Source organism: Corynebacterium sp. KPL1824 (genome assembly GCF_000478095.1).
In the GTDB taxonomy this organism is placed as follows: domain Bacteria; phylum Actinomycetota; class Actinomycetes; order Mycobacteriales; family Mycobacteriaceae; genus Corynebacterium; species Corynebacterium accolens.
The window spans coordinates 827,904-842,497 of record NZ_KI515750.1 but is presented as its reverse complement, the minus strand read 5'-3'; the positions used below and the strand labels follow the sequence as shown (position 1 = coordinate 842,497).

Genomic DNA, 14,594 nt, shown 5'->3' with positions numbered 1-14,594 from the left:
CTAGCCGAAACAGTCAACGGTCTCTACAAGGCTGAACTGATTCATGCCCAAGGCCCGTGGACGTCGGTCGGAGAAGTCGAACTGGCCACCTTGCGGTGGGTGCATTGGTGGAACACCAAGCGGCTTCATGAAGCTTTGGACTACGCCACCCCCACAGGAAGTAGAAACCGAGTACTATCTCACCCAGCCCATCAACACAGGGCCGTAAAAGAAGCGGAACTAAACCCAGGACGCTTCATGCGAAAGACACCACAGATCCACGCGCGGATTTAATGCTAGGCATTTTAGGTTCGTTTGCGGAGTTTGAGCGGGCCATTATCCGCGAACGCCAAGCAGAGGGGATTGCGCTGGCGAAAAAGGCAGGAAAGTACAAAGGCCGCAAGCCTGCTCTTAGCCCGCAGCAAGTAGCGGAGATTAAGCAGCGCACAATGGCAGGGGAGTCGAAAGCAGCCTTGGCACGGGAATTCGGAGTCACTCGCCCTACTGTGTATCGGGCGTTGAAGAACGCATAGATGCGGCGATGGGGGCGGGTGAATATACGCCCCACGGCGCTTGCCACATGGCAGGACATTTACGGTTCCAGGCACGCCTACAGGTAGCCTTACGCACATTTCCCCTCGTGGGCGGCTTTTACAAGGGCTGGCGAAGGCACGCCCCCAGGTCTCGCTAGCGTGTGGTTTTACCTGCACTTTCTCCGCCTGGGCAACGTTCACCGAATAAAGAGAAAGGGCGCCCCCACCTTGAAGAATCGGAGCTGTCGACGCCGACGATAATCGGAGCTGGACCGGTGAGAAATGTCAAGTCAGGTTCCTTCCTAAAAGGTCATGTGGTGGGCGGACGAGGTATCAGCTTGGGCGGAGACTGCAGGATGTGGTTCCCTATCAGAGGTGGACGAGTTCGATGCCTGCAAGTGCGATGCCTGTGACGAGAATGGTTGAGGCTGCGGCCAGGATGAAGGGTCGGGCTCCGACCCGGATGAGGTTGCGGATCTTCACCCCACATCCCAGTCCAAACATTGCGGCGGACAACAAAGCCGTTTGCGCGAGGCTTCCTGCGTGGATGAGGCCCTCGGGCAGGTCCAGTGTGGAACGGAGCACGATCATGACCAGGAAGCCAATGATGAACAGTGGGACGATCGCAGGACGCTTTTCATCGGGTTTGACGTTTCCTGACCGGCGTTGGCGAATGCTCAAAATCGCGACGATCGGGGCGAGCAGCAGGACGCGGGCGAGTTTGACGATGACGGCGACAGCCAGCGCCCCGCCGCCGATTATTCCTCCGGCGGCGACAACCTGAGCGATCTCGTGGATGGAGCCACCGGCCCACATGCCGTTGAGTTCAGGCTCCATGCCCAGCAGCTGGCCGAGCAAGGGAATCGCCGGAATCATGAGTGTGCCGAAGATGACCACCAAGGCCACGGCGGTGACCACGTCCTCTTCGTCTGAGTCGGTGACCCCTTCGACTCCGGCCACAGCGGCGGCGCCGCAAATAGAGAAACCACATGCTATGAGCAGAACCTGGGCGGAACGCATCTTCATCAGCCGCCCGATCAGGATGGTTCCGAAAATGCCTCCGGCCACGATGCACACGATGACCACGAGCATGGGCGCACCGAGGGAGACAATGTCTGAGAGCACCAGTTGCAGGCCCAGGAAGACGATTCCCAATCGGAGCAGCTTCTTGGAAGCCAGCGTCAGTCCCGGTGCCGTGGACTCGGGTAGGCGAACCACGTTGGTCAGGGCGATGCCGAGCACGATCGCGACGATCAGTGGGCTGACACCGGGAAGGAAGACGTTAACGGTCATCGCGATTGCCACAGCGACCGCACACAAAAGCAACCCGGGGGAATATTTTTTCAGTGCGTAGGAGCCGCGGCGGGCTGTTATGGGATCTGTCTGTTGTATTTGCGTTGACATACTTCCATACTTCACTGATCCCCGTCAGCCCGCTAGACGGCAATTTCGCATCATGGTATATGCTTTTGATATGAGCGAAGCTTGGCCGAACCTTCAAGTACTGGAACTCTTCGTTGCCGTGGTGGACGAAGGCAGCGTGGGGGCAGGCGCACGGAAAGTGGGGATGGCGCAGCCCAACGCAAGCCGAGCCATCGCGGAGCTGGAGACGGGGATGAAAACGGCTTTGCTTGAGCGCAGCCCCCGCGGTTCGGAACCGACGGCACTGGGGTTGTTGCTGGCTGTTCAAGCCCGTGAACTACTTGATGCCGGGCAACGCTTCAACGATTGGTCACGGTCTAGCCGCAGCAACGAAACGTTGGAACTTCGTGTGGGGGCCAGCATGACCATCGCAGAAACCCTGCTACCGGTCTGGCTGACAGAGTTGAAACGTCGATTGCCGCCGGTCCGCATCGAGGTGCAGGTGCTGAATTCGGCGCAGGTTCTCCAAGAAGTGCAAAGGGGCATTCTTCAACTGGGTTTCGTTGAGACCCCGAACGTTCCCATGCGGTTGAATGCCCGGGTCGTCCAAGAGGATGAGTTGCTGGTAGTTGTCGCTCCCAACCATGAATGGGCGAACCGTACGAGCAGGATCGGTTTGCAAGAGCTGGCGGAAACCCCCTTGGTTGTCAGGGAGCCTGGCTCAGGTACCCGCGAGGCGCTGCAAGAGGTGTTGGCTGGGGCCGTCACTGTCGAGCCGATGCAGGTGCTTGCCAGCAACGCCGCGGTGCGCGTTGCTGTTGCTTCCGGGGCGGGTCCTGCTGTCCTGAGCGAACTCGCCCTTCGTAGCCAGCTCGAGAGCGGGGACCTGTTGCGCGTTCCCTTTGAGGGTCAAGGGATCAGCCGCCCCCTGACGGCCGTCTGGTCAGGACCTCGACGATTGACAGGAGTCGCGGCCGAACTGGTCGCTGTGGCCGCTGCCAAACCGTAGCCGGTGGCAGCAAGTCCCGTCTTCGAAGAAGTCATCAGCATCCGTACAAGATGCTCCCCCTGTAGTCCCGAGCCCCAAGCAGTGCCCGTGCCTTGGGCGGTCTGACATGCCAACCCTTCCGGCTCAACATCGTCCGCCTCTTACCCGCAAGCCATGAATTAAATACGGGGTAGAGAGTTGTAAATAACCCGGACCGGCTGAGAATTCGGCAAGGCAGCACCTTCTTGAATCCGCATGGTTCCTCGGCCATGTGCTTTACTCTCGTCTGAGCACGAGTTTGCCTCGAGCCCTCCGGGTCTGTACTTTCGCCAGGGTAGCCAGGGCATCTGCAAACGGATAAACCTGCTCAAGCTCCAAATGAATCTCCCCTGCGGCGATCTGCTCCATGAGTTGCACCAAATCATCGAGAACGTCCATTTGATAGGGGGCCCCGTTATGTGTATGCCACGTTCGGAGATGTGTGCATCTCCGGAGATCGACACCAATGTTCCACCGTCCTTCACGACGGGCAAACTTTCCGCCGAGGTGCCCGGTTGCACCGCCAAGACAGCGTCGACGCCATTGGGCATCCACTCCAGGATCTGCTCGCGCCAATGGGGGTTGCCGTAGTCAACTACCTTGTGCGCGCCGAGCGAAAGCATGTAGTCGTGATTGGGTTTCGACGCGGATGCGGCAACGTGCCATCCGCGTTGGCGTGCAAGTTGGATGGCGACCGTGCCGATCGCCCCCGAGCCACCAGCAATGAAGAGCGACCCGTCAACGGGCGCTGAACTGCAGGTTTGGCTTCCAAACGAAAAGGACGCCCCACCCGCCAAAAAATTGAACTGGCCCCCAAATCAGCCCATGGGATGATGGGACACTGCGACCAGGCGGGTTACTATGTAGAAAGGTAATTTCCCATTTACAAGGAGAACACGCTTTATGACTGATGCCGCGGCGCGCGCCGTTGACTTGTTTAAGCAATACGGAAGCGATGATACGGCGGTTATCGCCCTTGATCACGTTTCCATTGAGTTTGGAAAGAACCAATTCACGGCCATTATGGGCCCTTCGGGCTCGGGCAAGTCCACGTTGATGCACACGATGGCAGGGTTGGACTCTGCTAGCTCTGGTTCGGCGTTTATCGGTGATACCGATATGTCGCACCTCAATGACAAGGAAATTACGGCGTTGCGTCGTGACCGCTTAGGATTTATTTTCCAGTCCTTCAACTTGGTCCCTACCTTGACGGCTGCGGAAAACATCACGCTGCCGACTGATATCGCGGGCAAGGACGTCGACAAGCAATGGTTTGAAGAAGTCACCCGTCGCCTGGGGCTGGCGGAGCGTTTGGAGCACCGCCCGGCTGAGCTGTCTGGTGGTCAGCAGCAGCGTGTCGCCTGTGCTCGCGCCTTAGTGTCGCGGCCGGAGATTATTTTTGGCGATGAGCCTACGGGTAACTTGGATTCCAATTCTTCGGCCGAGGTATTGGATATTCTGCGCACTGCGGTGGACCAGGATAACCAGACTGTGGTCATTGTGACGCACGATGCTAAGGCGGCGTCGTACGCCGATCGTGTTGTTTTCCTTGCTGATGGCAAGCTCGTTAATGAACTGCAGGATCCAACGATGGAGGCCATTCACAATGTAATGGCAGAGATTGAGGGTTAAATGGCACGCGGAAACGCAATGCGCAGGGTATCCGTGCGCAATATTTTGGCGCATAAATTGCGCCTTGGCCTGACAATTTTGGCGGTGGTCTTGGGCACCGCCTTTATTGCAGGCTCTTTCATGTTCACTAACTCATTGAAGGCCACTTTTGATTCTGCGGTGGATAACCAGTTCCGCGGGGTAGACGCGGTGGTCAGTGAGAACGATGACAGTGACCAGAAGCTGGATGAAGGGCTGCGCAAGCAGCTGCTTGATGATGACGACGTTAAAAACATCAACGTAGCTGACTCGCAGACTGTGGTTGTAGCCGATGAAAACTCGGAGGCTTTCCAAACCCAAAGCGGTACTGCGAGCCTCGTGCCATACTATCCCGCGGATAAAACGGTCGGTGGCGCGAGCGAACTCACTGAAGGCGATGAGCCAAAGGCCAAAGATGAGGTGACGATCAATTCTTCTGCAGCGGAGAAATACGATATCTCCGTTGGCCAGAAGCTTCTGGTAGTCCATCCGGATAGCCAGGATGAGGTTAAGGTCACGGGCATCGTGGAGCCGCCGGTGGAGCAGGGCGATAGCATCGAACTGCGCATGGACGAGTCGGATTACCTAGAACGCTTTGGTGATCCCTCCCAGCTGAAGGTCTCTGCCGCCGATGGTGTGGATGCGAATGCGCTTGTCGATGACCTCAATGACAAATTCGACATCAAAGCCGAGTCAGGTGAGCGCCTTGCAGAGCAGACCAGTGAGGCAATGACCGAGGCATTGAAGTTCGTGAACTACTTCCTCGTTGCCTTTGGTCTGATCGCCTTGTTGGTGGGCACCTTTATTATTGCCAATACGTTCTCCATGATCGTGGCCCAGCGCATCAAGGAGTTCGCGCTCTTGCGTGCTTTGGGCGCGTCGCGCCGCCAGATCACCAATTCCGTTGTGGTGGAATCCGTCATCGTGGGCGTTCTGGGATCCATCGTCGGTGTCGTTGCCGGCGTGGGATTGGTCGCCGTGATCAAGGCGGTTATGGGCGCCAACGGTATGGACATTGGCGGTGGCCTGGGCCTGAGCGTTTCCGCCGTGGTAGTTCCGATCATTTTGGGCACGATTGTCACTGTGGTCTCCGCATGGGCTCCGGCGCGGCGCGCGGGTGCCGTGGAGCCGGTTGAAGCGATGCGCACGACGGAGTCGGCCTCCGGTTCTTCGCTGAAGGTCCGGACGATTTTCGGTGCGATCCTCATGATCGGCGGCATTATTGCGGCGTTTGCGGGCGTGCTTAGCGATGCCGAAACGAACGTCCGCGCCATCCTCGTCGGCCTCGGCGCCGTCGGGGTGATTATCGGCTTCTTCTTGGCAGGACCGGCGCTCTCTTTGCCGCTAGTACCAACGCTGGGCAAGGCTATTGGGGCGCCTTTCGGGTCCATCGGCAAGCTGGCCGCTACCAACTCGCGGCGTAACCCGCGCCGCACTGCCGCCACGGCCTTTGCCCTGACCTTGGGTGTGGCGCTGGTAACGAGCATTGGCATGCTGGGGCAGACGATGAAGGCTTCCATCTCGGATAGTTTGGACCAAACTATTACGTCGGACTATATTTTGTCCGGTCCTAGCTCAGGAAACTTCCCGACGCCGAAGGAAACCGGCAAGCGTGCCGCAGAGGCAGAAGGTGTGGATAAGGTCATTACCGTCGGGTCGGCACCGGTCGCAGTGGATGGTCAGGCCTCCTTGGACTTTGCCGGTGGTTTGTTTACCGTGACGGTGGATGCTGACCCCACATCGATGATGGCGATGAACATGGTGGAAGGCGATGCCAATATTGAAGGTGGCTTTGCCGCCACGGAAGACTTTGCCAAAGAAAATGGCTGGAAGGTAGGAGAGACCTACGAGGTTACCGGCAGCAAGCCGGGCAAGACTGCGGAAGCCAAACTGGTCGGTACCTTTGAGCCCATCGAGACCATTCAAAATATGGTGGTTTCGCAGGACGTGGCAGAAGAAGTTGCCGCTGACGGAGAATTCTCCGTGCAGATGGTGGGCGTATTAGGTAAAGAAGGCTACGACAAGGAAGAGCTACGCCAGAACCTCGAGGATGCCGTCAAGGACCTCGTGGTGGTGCAGGTCAATACTGGTAAGGAATACGCGGGTCAGGCCGCTGGCGCCATCGACCGGATGCTGGCTATCCTCTATGGTCTTCTCGCACTCGCCGTGATCATTGCCGTGCTGGGCATTGTCAACACCTTGACCTTGGGTGTTATCGAGCGCCGCCAGGAGATTGGCATGTTGCGTGCGGTGGGTACGCAGCGCCGCCAAATCCGCCGGATGATCACGCTGGAGTCGGTGCAGATTTCGCTCTTTGGCGCAATCATGGGCATCCTCATCGGCCTCGGCTTGGGCTGGTCCTTCATCGAGATCCTGAATGACCAAGGCCTTGGCGGTGCCGAGGTTCCGTGGGGCGTGCTGGTGATCATGCTGCTGGGATCCGCGGTTGTGGGCGTCATCGCAGCGGTATGGCCATCGCAACGCGCGGCAAAGACGCCGCCGCTGGAGGCGATTGCGGATTAAGGCTTAGGCATCTAGGCCTTGACTGATATTAAGAAGTTTCAGCTCGTCGTCGTAGCACAGGAACCATGGGTGCGCTTCGGGCTGGAACTTCTTTGCCGCCGGATCCAAGTACAGGAAGAAGTGCACGCAGAGAAATCGTAGGGGTCACTGTAGCTAGGGGCGAGTTGGGAATTGTGTACTTAGATTCCGTGATAGATAAGTTCGGCCCACATCACCCCGCGCCAGGCTAGGACCACGCCGATCCCGATGGTCCAAAATAGGTACTTACACAGCGGCCACCAGTGCCGCTGCTTGACCATTTCCCCTAGCTCTTTCGCCATGGTGGACCAGGTGGATAGGCCGCCGGCGAGGCCGAGGGCGAAGAGGGGATGGGCGAAGGGGGCATCGGCAAGCTGCGCAAAGCCCACCGCCAGGCCGAAGACCAAGGAACCCAGGATATTGGATGCGAAGGTGCAATACGGCGAGGGCAGCAGGCGGGTAAAGCCGTAGCGCGCCGCGCCGCCGAAAAAGCCGCCGATAAGGACGAAGAGCAGGTTCATCGCAGCTTATCCCCAGCGAGGTAGGCGGCGGTGCAGCCCACGAGCGTGGCCGCGACATAGGCCAGGGCGATGCTCCAGTGGGAGTCCGCGGTGAAGAAAGCAAAACCGGCGAAACTGGTAAAACCGCCCAAGAATCCGGTGCCCCAGAAGGGCCCTGGGCGGGTATATCCCATCAGCGCGCTGCCGACGATATTAAGGATGAGGAGCGGGAGCATTCCGTCGCCGAGAGCGATGGTTAAGAGATAGCGGGCGCCGGCACCGAGCGCGGCACCGGAACCGATGATGAGGGAGTGCGGCATGGGCTACATCATAGTGGGCGAAGTCTCAGGAAAAGCACAGGGCAATGTATCTGAAAAGGGGAGGTTAAACGCTAAACTAATCGGCGTGAATAAGACGTTTGATCTGGTGAGCTTTATCGCCCGCTTTGGCATGGCCGCGGTGTGGATCATCGCTGGCGTAGAAAAGATGGCGCACCCGCTGGATACCATGCAATCCATCAAGGCCTATGAGATTTTCACGCCGGAATGGTCTGGGTATTTGGCCCAGCTCATTGGCCCGCTGGAGCTAGTGGGCGGAATGCTGCTTCTGCTGGGGATTTTCCTCCGTGAATCCTCCAAGGTTGCGGCCGTGATCATGGTGCTTTTCATGGTTGGCATCCTCCAGGCATGGCTGCGTGGGCTGGATATCGATTGCGGGTGCTTTGGCGCCGGTGACGCTACTGCGGAGCCCGGCATGAACTATGGGCTGACGCTGCTTCGCGATGCCGCCTTCCTCGCCCTTACCGCATGGACCATCAAACGTCCGTTCACGAAATTTGCGCTCCACCCGTAGCGGTGGGCACAGTAGGTTGCAAGAGTCCGAAAGTATCAACAGGCAAGGTTTAAATGAGCAAAGTAAGTGACCCGAATGCCAAGTCTGGCAATGGTTTCATCTGGGGCGTCGGCGTCCTCCTCGTCATTATCGCTGTGGTCATTGGCTACATCGTGTGGAATGGTAAGCAGGCCAATGAAATCGAGGTGCAAGACGTCAACATGTCCATGGACTATAAGGACAACGCGATTACCCTGAAGTCCGATGCGGCCGATGACGATACTCCAGAGGTAGACCTGTACGAAGACTTCTCCTGCCCCCACTGCGCGGATCTGGCGGAAAACACCGATGAGGACATGAAGCAGGCGATTGAGGACGGCAAGCTGATTGTCCACGTGCGCACGCTGAACTTCCTAGACGGCGAGGATGTCGAAAACGAGGACGGTTACTCCACCAAGGCCGTCGCAGCCATGTCAGAGCTGGCTAAGTCTGGCGACGTAAAGACCTACTGGAATTTGCGCGACTACATGATGAAGAACCAGCAGAGCATCGCCACTAAGTGGGATATCGAGGACATCGCTGACCAAGCCAAGGAACTCGGCGCCGAGGATGACGTGGTTGATTCCATCAAGAACGTGGATATCAAGCAGGGCAATAAGGTGGCCAAGGCCAACTACGATAAGCTGAATAAGGCAACCGGCTCGGTTTCCTCGCCGCGCATTGTCCAGGATGGCAAGGATATTCCGGACCGTGAATCCGGCGAGTCCTTGAATGACTGGGTAGACATCGCCACCAAGTAGCAGGCGATTTGGTGAGTTAAATACTTGCCATGTATATTCATACGAGTTGCGGCCCACAGGGTTGCACCTCGTATATGGGGCTATGGCGCAGCTGGTAGCGCACCACACTGGCAGTGTGGGGGTCACGGGTTCGAATCCCGTTAGCTCCACAAATTAAGAGTCTCGAGAGGCTAGATAGCTTCTCGAGACTCTTTTTCTTACTTCAGCGAGTGGCCGATGAGCTCGCCCAGCGCGTGGGTGCCGTTGGCGTTGAGGTGCAGCGGCAGGTTACCTGGCGCCGGTGGCAGCGGGTCTACTAGGTTGACCCACCAGCGGTCAGGAGAGCAGTTATCGTGGCCCGTGGATATCGGGTGGGCATCCAAGAAGGAAGCGCCGTTCTGCTCAGCTACCTCGCGCAGGGTGTTTTGCAGGCGCTCTTCGGTAGAAGCAACCCTGCTAGCCGGAATCGGGATGGTGGCAGAGGTCAGGCACGCGGAGTTGTTATTGGATACCCGCGGGTAGCCCACGATGGTTACCTTCGCATTCGGCGCAAAGTGGTGGGCGACATCGATGGCGCTGCGCATGCCGGTGCGCAGGAAGTGCTCGGAAGCCGCGATATTGTCCTTGTGCGGGTAGGTGTCATTGGCGCCGGCATGGATGACAACATTCCTAGTCTCGGGATTGAGATCGCCGTTGCGGGCGGCCGTGCGCAGGGTGTCATCGATGTGCTGGCCGCCGGTGCCAAAGGATGCGCCGGCGCACTGGTACTGATCCACATGCGCACCGGATACCCGCGTCATTTCGTTGGCGATGGAGTTATCGGTAATGCAACCGACCTTGGTGTTTGCTTTTATACCGGCGCGGTTTTGCGCGTAATCAAGGAAATTAGGGTTGGCGACGACGCTATCGCCAGTCAAGACCGTATTGCCGGGAACAGCCGCGGTAGCGACGGTGCTGCCTCCCACGAGTGCGGCAGTGCAAGCGGCAATCGCGGCAAGTTTACTGAAGTTTTTCATGGTGTACCTCAAGGCTTCCGCAGGGACGGAAGCCACACTGATAGGGGATGATTAAGGCCACGATGATCCTAAAGGTTTTCGGGGACAAGCAAAAATGGAGCAGCGAAGATCGTTATGCTGGCGGTCATGCAGACTTTCTCGAAGCGAGTACGCGATGAAGATCAAGCAGGCGCCGAAGCCGCCGGATTGCGGTGGCTGGCGGAAGCCACGGATGCGGTAGTCACCGTCGTGCGCGCGGACGGGAAGGAAATCGTAACCAAGCGCATTGACGAGGTAGCGCCTACCCCAGAGGCCGCGCGAAAATTTGGTGCGGAGCTCGCGCGCGTGCACCGCGCTGGGGCGCAGGCTTTTGGCAGCGCGCCGGAGGGATGGGAAGGCAAAAACTTCATCGGCACCATTGAACAGGAGTGCACGCCCACCGATGACTGGGGTGAATTTTATACCCAGCAGCGCGTGCTGCCCTTTGCGGAGCCGGCCGGAATCAGTACCGCGCAGCGGGACCTGGTCAAGCGGGCCTGCGATGCCATTGCCGCCCGTAGCTGGGACGTGGCGCCCGCGCGCATCCACGGTGACCTGTGGGCGGGCAACCTGCTTTTCGATGCCCAGGGTGGCATCATGATCGATCCCGCAGCCCACGGCGGGCACCCGCACACTGATTTGGGCATGCTGGCGCTATTCGGCGCGCCCTATATAGAAGAAATCTTCCGCGGCTATGGGGCGCCGAAAGATATTGAAACCTGGATTCCCATGCACCAACTGCACCCGCTGGCCGTGCACGCGCTGACCCACGGCTCGGCGTATAACCGGCCGCTGGAGCGCGCGGCTCTTGCCACGCTGGAGGCGCTGGCCTAGGCGGTTGGCCCTTGCGGCATCTGGCGCTTGTGGATGCCGCGGTGCCACAGGGCCTCGATGCGCTCGCGGGCGGCATCGGGAACCGCCTTGCCCTCTAAGTAGTCATCGATGTGGGCGTAGGTAACGCCGAGCGCCTCTTCATCGGGAAGCTGCGGCTTATCGTCTTCCAAATCCGCGGTAGGGACCTTGGACCAGGTGGACTCTGGCGCGCCCAGGTGCTTGAGCAAAGCCGCGCCTTGGCGCTTATTCAGCCCGGCCAGAGGGAGTAGGTCTGCCGCGCCATCGCCCCACTTGGTGTAGAACGCGGTGACGTTTTCGGCGGCGTGGTCCGTGCCCACAACGAGCGCGCCCACCTCGCCGGCGATGGCATATTGCGCGGTCATGCGCAGGCGCGCCTTGGCATTGCCGCGGTTGAAATCGTTCAAGGAATCTTGGCCTACCGCACGGGCGACCTCGTGGCTTAGCGCCGCGGTGGCCGGTTGAATATCAACGGTGAGCCGGTGATCGGGCTGGATGAAATCGAGGGCGATTTGGGCATCATCCTCATCCGCCTGCGTGCCGTGGGGCAGGCGCACGGCCCAAAATTCGGCGCCTTCTACCCGCTCTACTGCTAGCTGGGTGAGTTTTCCCGCCAAGGTGGAATCCTGGCCGCCGGAAATGCCTAGCACGTAGCCTTTGGCATGGGTCATTTTCAAGTATTCCACGAGGAAATCCACGCGACGGGCAATTTCCTCTTCTGGATCGATAAAGGGGCGTACATCCAGCTGTTTTATGATGGATTGTTGCAAGTTTTCGGCATCGGGTGACATGACGTTCATCGTAGTCTCCTGACACAATTGCGTGCTGTGAATAAAGAAAGTTATGTCAAGGTAGTTGCAGGAATTGCCGCCCTTGGCGGTTTATTATTTGGATACGACACCGGCGTGATGTCCGGTGCTTTGCTGTATATCACCCCGGAATTTAATATGACCGCCCACCAAGAGGGCTGGGTGACCTCCATGCTGCTGGTGGGTGCCGCGGTGGGCGCGTTGACCGCAGGCCGCATCGCGGACCGGTTTGGCCGCCGCTTTACGCTGATTGCCGGCGGCATCATTTTCGTTTTGGGCTCCATCTGGTGCGCGCTGGCTGGATCGGTGACCATGCTGGCCACGGCCCGTACCTTCCTGGGCTTTGCCGTTGGTGCGGTATCCATTGTCTCGCCCATGTATATCTCAGAGATGGTGCCGGCCAAGATTCGCGGGCGCATGGTCTCCCTGAATACCCTGCTGATCGTGGTAGGCCAGCTCTTGGCCTACCTTGTAAATTCTGCCCTCGCGCCCACGGAAAGCTGGGAATGGATGCTGGGGCTTGCGGCCGTACCGGGCGCGGCCCTCGCCGTGGGCATGCTCTTCTTGCCAGAGACCCCAGTCTGGCTGGCCACGCACGACAAGATGTCGCGGGCCCGTGAGGTTGCAGGCCGCGCCGGGATGGATCTGGCAGAGCTTACCTCCCAAGAAACGGCGCGCCGTTCCAGCGGCTCCGAGTGGAAGGCACTGAAGGCCAATCGCTGGATGCAGGTGACGGTATTGCTCGCCATGCTGATGGGCCTGACCCAGCAGATTACCGGCGTTAATGCCATCGTCTACTTCGCGCCCACCATGATGAGCCAGGTGGGGATTTCTACCACCAACTCGGTCTATACCTCGATTGTCATTGGTGTGGTCTCCGTCATCGCCTGCTGGGTGGGCCTCAAGGTGGTCGACCGCATCGGCCGCAAGCGCCTGCTGCTTATCGGCCTGACCGGCAACGTGATTTCGCTCTTCATCTTGTCCGTGGCGTACTCGCACGCCGCCGATTCCACCACGATGGCGATGGTCTCGCTGGTCTTTATGGCCTCGTTCATTGCCTTCCAGCAAGCAGCGGTCTCGCCGACGACCTGGTTGCTTATCTCTGAGCTCGTGCCCCTGCAGGTGCGTGGCCTCGGCATGGGCATCGCTGGGCTCTCGCTGTGGGCCACCAACTGGGCCGTGGCCCAGTACTTCCTGCCGCTGGTGGAGTGGCTCACCGGCCCGGTGGCCTTTGGCGTCTTCGGCGTGCTGGGGCTCATCGCCATCGGCTACACCCGCATTTTGGTACCAGAGACCATGGGACGTAGCCTGGATGAGGTAGGCGAGGAGATGAAAACCCGCTACTCGCGGGAATCCGCACCCCGTTAAGCCCTAGTGTTTTGGTCTTAATGGCCGCGTGGGGTAAAATTATTCCTCGTGTCATGGCTGGGGATTCCCAGTCCGTGCTTTATTTACTCAACCGCATGTAGATTGCGCATAACGAAAGGAGCGCCCGATGAAGGTCCGTAAGTCCCTTCGGTCGCTGAAGAAGAAGCCGGGCGCCCAGGTTATTCGCCGCCACGGTAAGGTCTTCGTGATCAACAAGAAGGATCCCCGTTTCAAGGCTCGTCAGGGCTAATTGAAACTTAAGAAAGTCCGCCTCCTCCGAGCGTTCGGAGCGGGGCGGATTTTTCGTTTCTACGCCTCGACGCCGGAATGTGAACTTTGCCACATGTTTAGGTGAACAGAAGGTAAACCCGCAGGAATGTCAGGCGTGTAGTTTCACGGTTGGGTGCCGGGGTGGTCAACATGTGGGGTCTCGCCCCTGGCCCTCCTGGGAATATCATGGGTGTAACTACTATATGTTGTGTCAGTTGCGGTCAATTCCCCCAAAGTATAGTGTCGTTGGTGTCGCTCAGAGCGGTGCAGGAAGTGGCCCGAAAAGGGGTCAGAACCTCCGCTTTCTACGAGCAAAAGCTATCTCGCAAAAGGATTTTAGGGAGTTATTATGTCTATCACCGTCTACACCAAGCCCGCTTGCGTTCAGTGCAACGCCACCAAGAAGGCCCTTGATCGCGCGGGTCTGGATTTCAACGTGGTAGATGTCACCGTGGACGATGAAGCCCGTGACTACATTATGGCTCTGGGCTACGTCCAGGCACCCGTCGTGGAAGCCAACGGCGAGCACTGGTCCGGCTTCCGCCCTGACCGCATCAAGAACCTTGCCGCGCTAGCCGCCTCTGCGTAAGTAGCCGAGGAGGGAGGTGCCGTCATGTTGGTCGTGTATTTTTCCTCTACTACGGAAAATACGCACCGGTTCGTGCAGAAGCTAGGTTTTCCTAGCGCGCGAATCCCTTTGCGCCGCACCGATGAGCCGCTAGTGGTCAACGAGCCTTTCGTCTTGGTGTGCCCCACCTACGGCGGGGGAGCCTCCATTAGCCACCAAAACTCCCGGCCCGTACCGGTGCAGGTAATTAGATTCCTTAATAATGAGCACAACCGCAGTTTTATTCGGGCGGTTATCGCCGGAGGAAATAGCAACTTCGGCGCCGATTTTGGCAAGGCTGGTGACGTCATCAGCGCCAAATGTAAGGTGCCCTATGTATATCGTTTCGAGTTGCTCGGAAACGATGAAGATATAAAAATTTGTCGCGAAGGCCTGCTGGCTAATGCTTCCCAGTTGGGACTGGATGAGGCAGCCTAGCCGCGGTGCGACAC

General features: G+C 58.5%; 17 protein-coding genes, 1 tRNA gene and 2 pseudogenes. 13 read left to right on the top strand and 7 right to left on the bottom strand.

Going from position 1 to position 14,594, the window contains the following annotated elements:
• Positions 1-208, top strand: a pseudogene (locus tag HMPREF1267_RS12830) (integrase core domain-containing protein); the annotation flags it as partial.
• A 64-nt stretch (positions 209-272) separates the two neighbouring features.
• Entirely contained in the window at positions 273-512 is a 240-nt protein-coding gene (locus HMPREF1267_RS10240; protein ID WP_005277664.1) for a helix-turn-helix domain-containing protein, read from the top strand.
• Positions 513-881: 369 nt separating this feature from the next.
• Here the strand turns inward: HMPREF1267_RS10240 and HMPREF1267_RS10235 are convergent, their stop codons facing one another.
• Positions 882-1,916 (bottom strand): YeiH family protein, encoded by a 1,035-nt coding sequence (locus tag HMPREF1267_RS10235; protein WP_005277667.1) that lies wholly within the window; start codon positions 1,914-1,916, stop codon positions 882-884.
• Between the two features lie 70 nt (positions 1,917-1,986).
• On the opposite strand from HMPREF1267_RS10235, the gene HMPREF1267_RS10230 reads away from it, so the two are divergent.
• Entirely contained in the window at positions 1,987-2,883 is an 897-nt protein-coding gene (locus tag HMPREF1267_RS10230) for a LysR family transcriptional regulator (protein ID WP_034654218.1), read from the top strand.
• A 255-nt stretch (positions 2,884-3,138) separates the two neighbouring features.
• Here the strand turns inward: HMPREF1267_RS10230 and HMPREF1267_RS12825 are convergent.
• Positions 3,139-3,698 (bottom strand): annotated as a pseudogene (locus tag HMPREF1267_RS12825) (zinc-binding dehydrogenase).
• A 106-nt stretch (positions 3,699-3,804) separates the two neighbouring features.
• On the opposite strand from HMPREF1267_RS12825, the gene HMPREF1267_RS10220 reads away from it, so the two are divergent.
• On the top strand, positions 3,805-4,533 hold the full coding sequence (locus HMPREF1267_RS10220) for an ABC transporter ATP-binding protein (RefSeq protein WP_023023749.1): 729 nt from the start codon (positions 3,805-3,807) through the stop codon (positions 4,531-4,533).
• Positions 4,534-7,074, top strand: a complete 2,541-nt coding sequence (locus HMPREF1267_RS10215) for an ABC transporter permease (RefSeq protein ID WP_034667224.1) — start codon at positions 4,534-4,536, stop codon at positions 7,072-7,074. It begins immediately after the preceding gene.
• A 3-nt stretch (positions 7,075-7,077) separates the two neighbouring features.
• Here HMPREF1267_RS10215 and HMPREF1267_RS13500 read toward each other — a convergent pair whose 3' ends face one another.
• Genes HMPREF1267_RS13500 through HMPREF1267_RS10205 form a run of 3 tightly spaced genes read right to left on the bottom strand, consistent with a single transcriptional unit; the run spans position 7,078 to position 7,912 of the window.
• Positions 7,078-7,200: a hypothetical protein gene (locus HMPREF1267_RS13500; RefSeq protein WP_005284578.1), complete on the bottom strand. Its 123-nt coding sequence runs from the start codon at positions 7,198-7,200 to the stop codon at positions 7,078-7,080.
• Between the two features lie 53 nt (positions 7,201-7,253).
• Positions 7,254-7,613, bottom strand: a complete 360-nt coding sequence (locus HMPREF1267_RS10210; protein ID WP_023029191.1) for a CrcB family protein — start codon at positions 7,611-7,613, stop codon at positions 7,254-7,256.
• The gene (locus tag HMPREF1267_RS10205; protein ID WP_023029190.1) at positions 7,610-7,912 is read right to left on the bottom strand and encodes a fluoride efflux transporter family protein; all 303 of its coding nucleotides are present in this window, start codon (positions 7,910-7,912) and stop codon (positions 7,610-7,612) included. The genes HMPREF1267_RS10210 and HMPREF1267_RS10205 overlap by 4 nt, the downstream gene beginning before the upstream one ends.
• Before the next feature lie 85 nt (positions 7,913-7,997).
• Here HMPREF1267_RS10205 and HMPREF1267_RS10200 point away from each other — a divergent pair, with 85 nt between their 5' ends.
• The 3 genes from HMPREF1267_RS10200 to HMPREF1267_RS10190 all read left to right on the top strand — a co-directional run bounded on the left by HMPREF1267_RS10200 (position 7,998) and on the right by HMPREF1267_RS10190 (position 9,372).
• Positions 7,998-8,444, top strand: a complete 447-nt coding sequence (locus HMPREF1267_RS10200; RefSeq protein WP_156906126.1) for a MauE/DoxX family redox-associated membrane protein — start codon at positions 7,998-8,000, stop codon at positions 8,442-8,444.
• Positions 8,445-8,497: 53 nt separating this feature from the next.
• Positions 8,498-9,223, top strand: coding sequence for a thioredoxin domain-containing protein (locus HMPREF1267_RS10195; protein WP_023029188.1), 726 nt, complete (start codon positions 8,498-8,500; stop codon positions 9,221-9,223).
• Between the two features lie 76 nt (positions 9,224-9,299).
• Positions 9,300-9,372, top strand: a tRNA-Ala gene (locus tag HMPREF1267_RS10190).
• A gap of 48 nt (positions 9,373-9,420) precedes the next feature.
• On the opposite strand, the gene HMPREF1267_RS10185 is transcribed toward HMPREF1267_RS10190, so the two are convergent.
• Positions 9,421-10,218, bottom strand: coding sequence for a GDSL-type esterase/lipase family protein (locus HMPREF1267_RS10185; protein WP_023016962.1), 798 nt, complete (start codon positions 10,216-10,218; stop codon positions 9,421-9,423).
• Between the two features lie 114 nt (positions 10,219-10,332).
• Between HMPREF1267_RS10185 and HMPREF1267_RS10180 the strand changes: the two genes are divergently transcribed.
• Positions 10,333-11,070 carry a fructosamine kinase family protein gene (locus HMPREF1267_RS10180; protein ID WP_005284563.1) on the top strand — a complete coding sequence of 246 codons (738 nt, stop codon included), beginning with the start codon at positions 10,333-10,335 and terminating at the stop codon, positions 11,068-11,070.
• Here the strand turns inward: HMPREF1267_RS10180 and nadE are convergent.
• On the bottom strand, positions 11,067-11,888 hold the full coding sequence (gene nadE, locus HMPREF1267_RS10175) for an ammonia-dependent NAD(+) synthetase (protein ID WP_023029187.1): 822 nt from the start codon (positions 11,886-11,888) through the stop codon (positions 11,067-11,069). The genes HMPREF1267_RS10180 and nadE overlap by 4 nt on opposite strands.
• 27 nt (positions 11,889-11,915) lie before the next feature.
• On the opposite strand from nadE, the gene HMPREF1267_RS10170 reads away from it, so the two are divergent.
• From HMPREF1267_RS10170 to nrdI, 4 genes are all read left to right on the top strand, one after another.
• A complete protein-coding gene (locus tag HMPREF1267_RS10170; RefSeq protein WP_023029186.1) occupies positions 11,916-13,265 on the top strand; it encodes a sugar porter family MFS transporter in 1,350 nt (449 codons plus the stop codon).
• Between the two features lie 127 nt (positions 13,266-13,392).
• Positions 13,393-13,515 (top strand): type B 50S ribosomal protein L36, encoded by a 123-nt coding sequence (gene ykgO / locus HMPREF1267_RS10165; protein WP_003847162.1) that lies wholly within the window; start codon positions 13,393-13,395, stop codon positions 13,513-13,515.
• A gap of 369 nt (positions 13,516-13,884) precedes the next feature.
• Positions 13,885-14,124: a glutaredoxin-like protein NrdH gene (gene nrdH / locus HMPREF1267_RS10160; RefSeq protein ID WP_023029185.1), complete on the top strand. Its 240-nt coding sequence runs from the start codon at positions 13,885-13,887 to the stop codon at positions 14,122-14,124.
• Between the two features lie 24 nt (positions 14,125-14,148).
• On the top strand, positions 14,149-14,580 hold the full coding sequence (gene nrdI / locus HMPREF1267_RS10155; protein ID WP_005277734.1) for a class Ib ribonucleoside-diphosphate reductase assembly flavoprotein NrdI: 432 nt from the start codon (positions 14,149-14,151) through the stop codon (positions 14,578-14,580).
• Positions 14,581-14,594: the final 14 nt, after the last annotated feature.

Excerpts from the sequence above, each read along its gene's own strand:
- HMPREF1267_RS10240 (WP_005277664.1), top strand. The coding sequence starts at position 273 with ATGCTAGGCATTTTAGGTTCGTTTGCGGAGTTTGAGCGGGCCATTATC.
- HMPREF1267_RS10235 (WP_005277667.1), bottom strand. The coding sequence starts at position 1,916 with ATGTCAACGCAAATACAACAGACAGATCCCATAACAGCCCGCCGCGGC.
- HMPREF1267_RS10230 (WP_034654218.1), top strand. The coding sequence starts at position 1,987 with ATGAGCGAAGCTTGGCCGAACCTTCAAGTACTGGAACTCTTCGTTGCC.
- HMPREF1267_RS10220 (WP_023023749.1), top strand. The coding sequence starts at position 3,805 with ATGACTGATGCCGCGGCGCGCGCCGTTGACTTGTTTAAGCAATACGGA.
- HMPREF1267_RS10215 (WP_034667224.1), top strand. The coding sequence starts at position 4,534 with ATGGCACGCGGAAACGCAATGCGCAGGGTATCCGTGCGCAATATTTTG.
- HMPREF1267_RS10210 (WP_023029191.1), bottom strand. The coding sequence starts at position 7,613 with ATGAACCTGCTCTTCGTCCTTATCGGCGGCTTTTTCGGCGGCGCGGCG.
- HMPREF1267_RS10205 (WP_023029190.1), bottom strand. The coding sequence starts at position 7,912 with ATGCCGCACTCCCTCATCATCGGTTCCGGTGCCGCGCTCGGTGCCGGC.
- HMPREF1267_RS10195 (WP_023029188.1), top strand. The coding sequence starts at position 8,498 with ATGAGCAAAGTAAGTGACCCGAATGCCAAGTCTGGCAATGGTTTCATC.
- HMPREF1267_RS10185 (WP_023016962.1), bottom strand. The coding sequence starts at position 10,218 with ATGAAAAACTTCAGTAAACTTGCCGCGATTGCCGCTTGCACTGCCGCA.
- HMPREF1267_RS10180 (WP_005284563.1), top strand. The coding sequence starts at position 10,333 with ATGCTGGCGGTCATGCAGACTTTCTCGAAGCGAGTACGCGATGAAGAT.
- nadE (WP_023029187.1), bottom strand. The coding sequence starts at position 11,888 with ATGAACGTCATGTCACCCGATGCCGAAAACTTGCAACAATCCATCATA.
- ykgO (WP_003847162.1), top strand. The coding sequence starts at position 13,393 with ATGAAGGTCCGTAAGTCCCTTCGGTCGCTGAAGAAGAAGCCGGGCGCC.
- nrdH (WP_023029185.1), top strand. The coding sequence starts at position 13,885 with ATGTCTATCACCGTCTACACCAAGCCCGCTTGCGTTCAGTGCAACGCC.
- nrdI (WP_005277734.1), top strand. The coding sequence starts at position 14,149 with ATGTTGGTCGTGTATTTTTCCTCTACTACGGAAAATACGCACCGGTTC.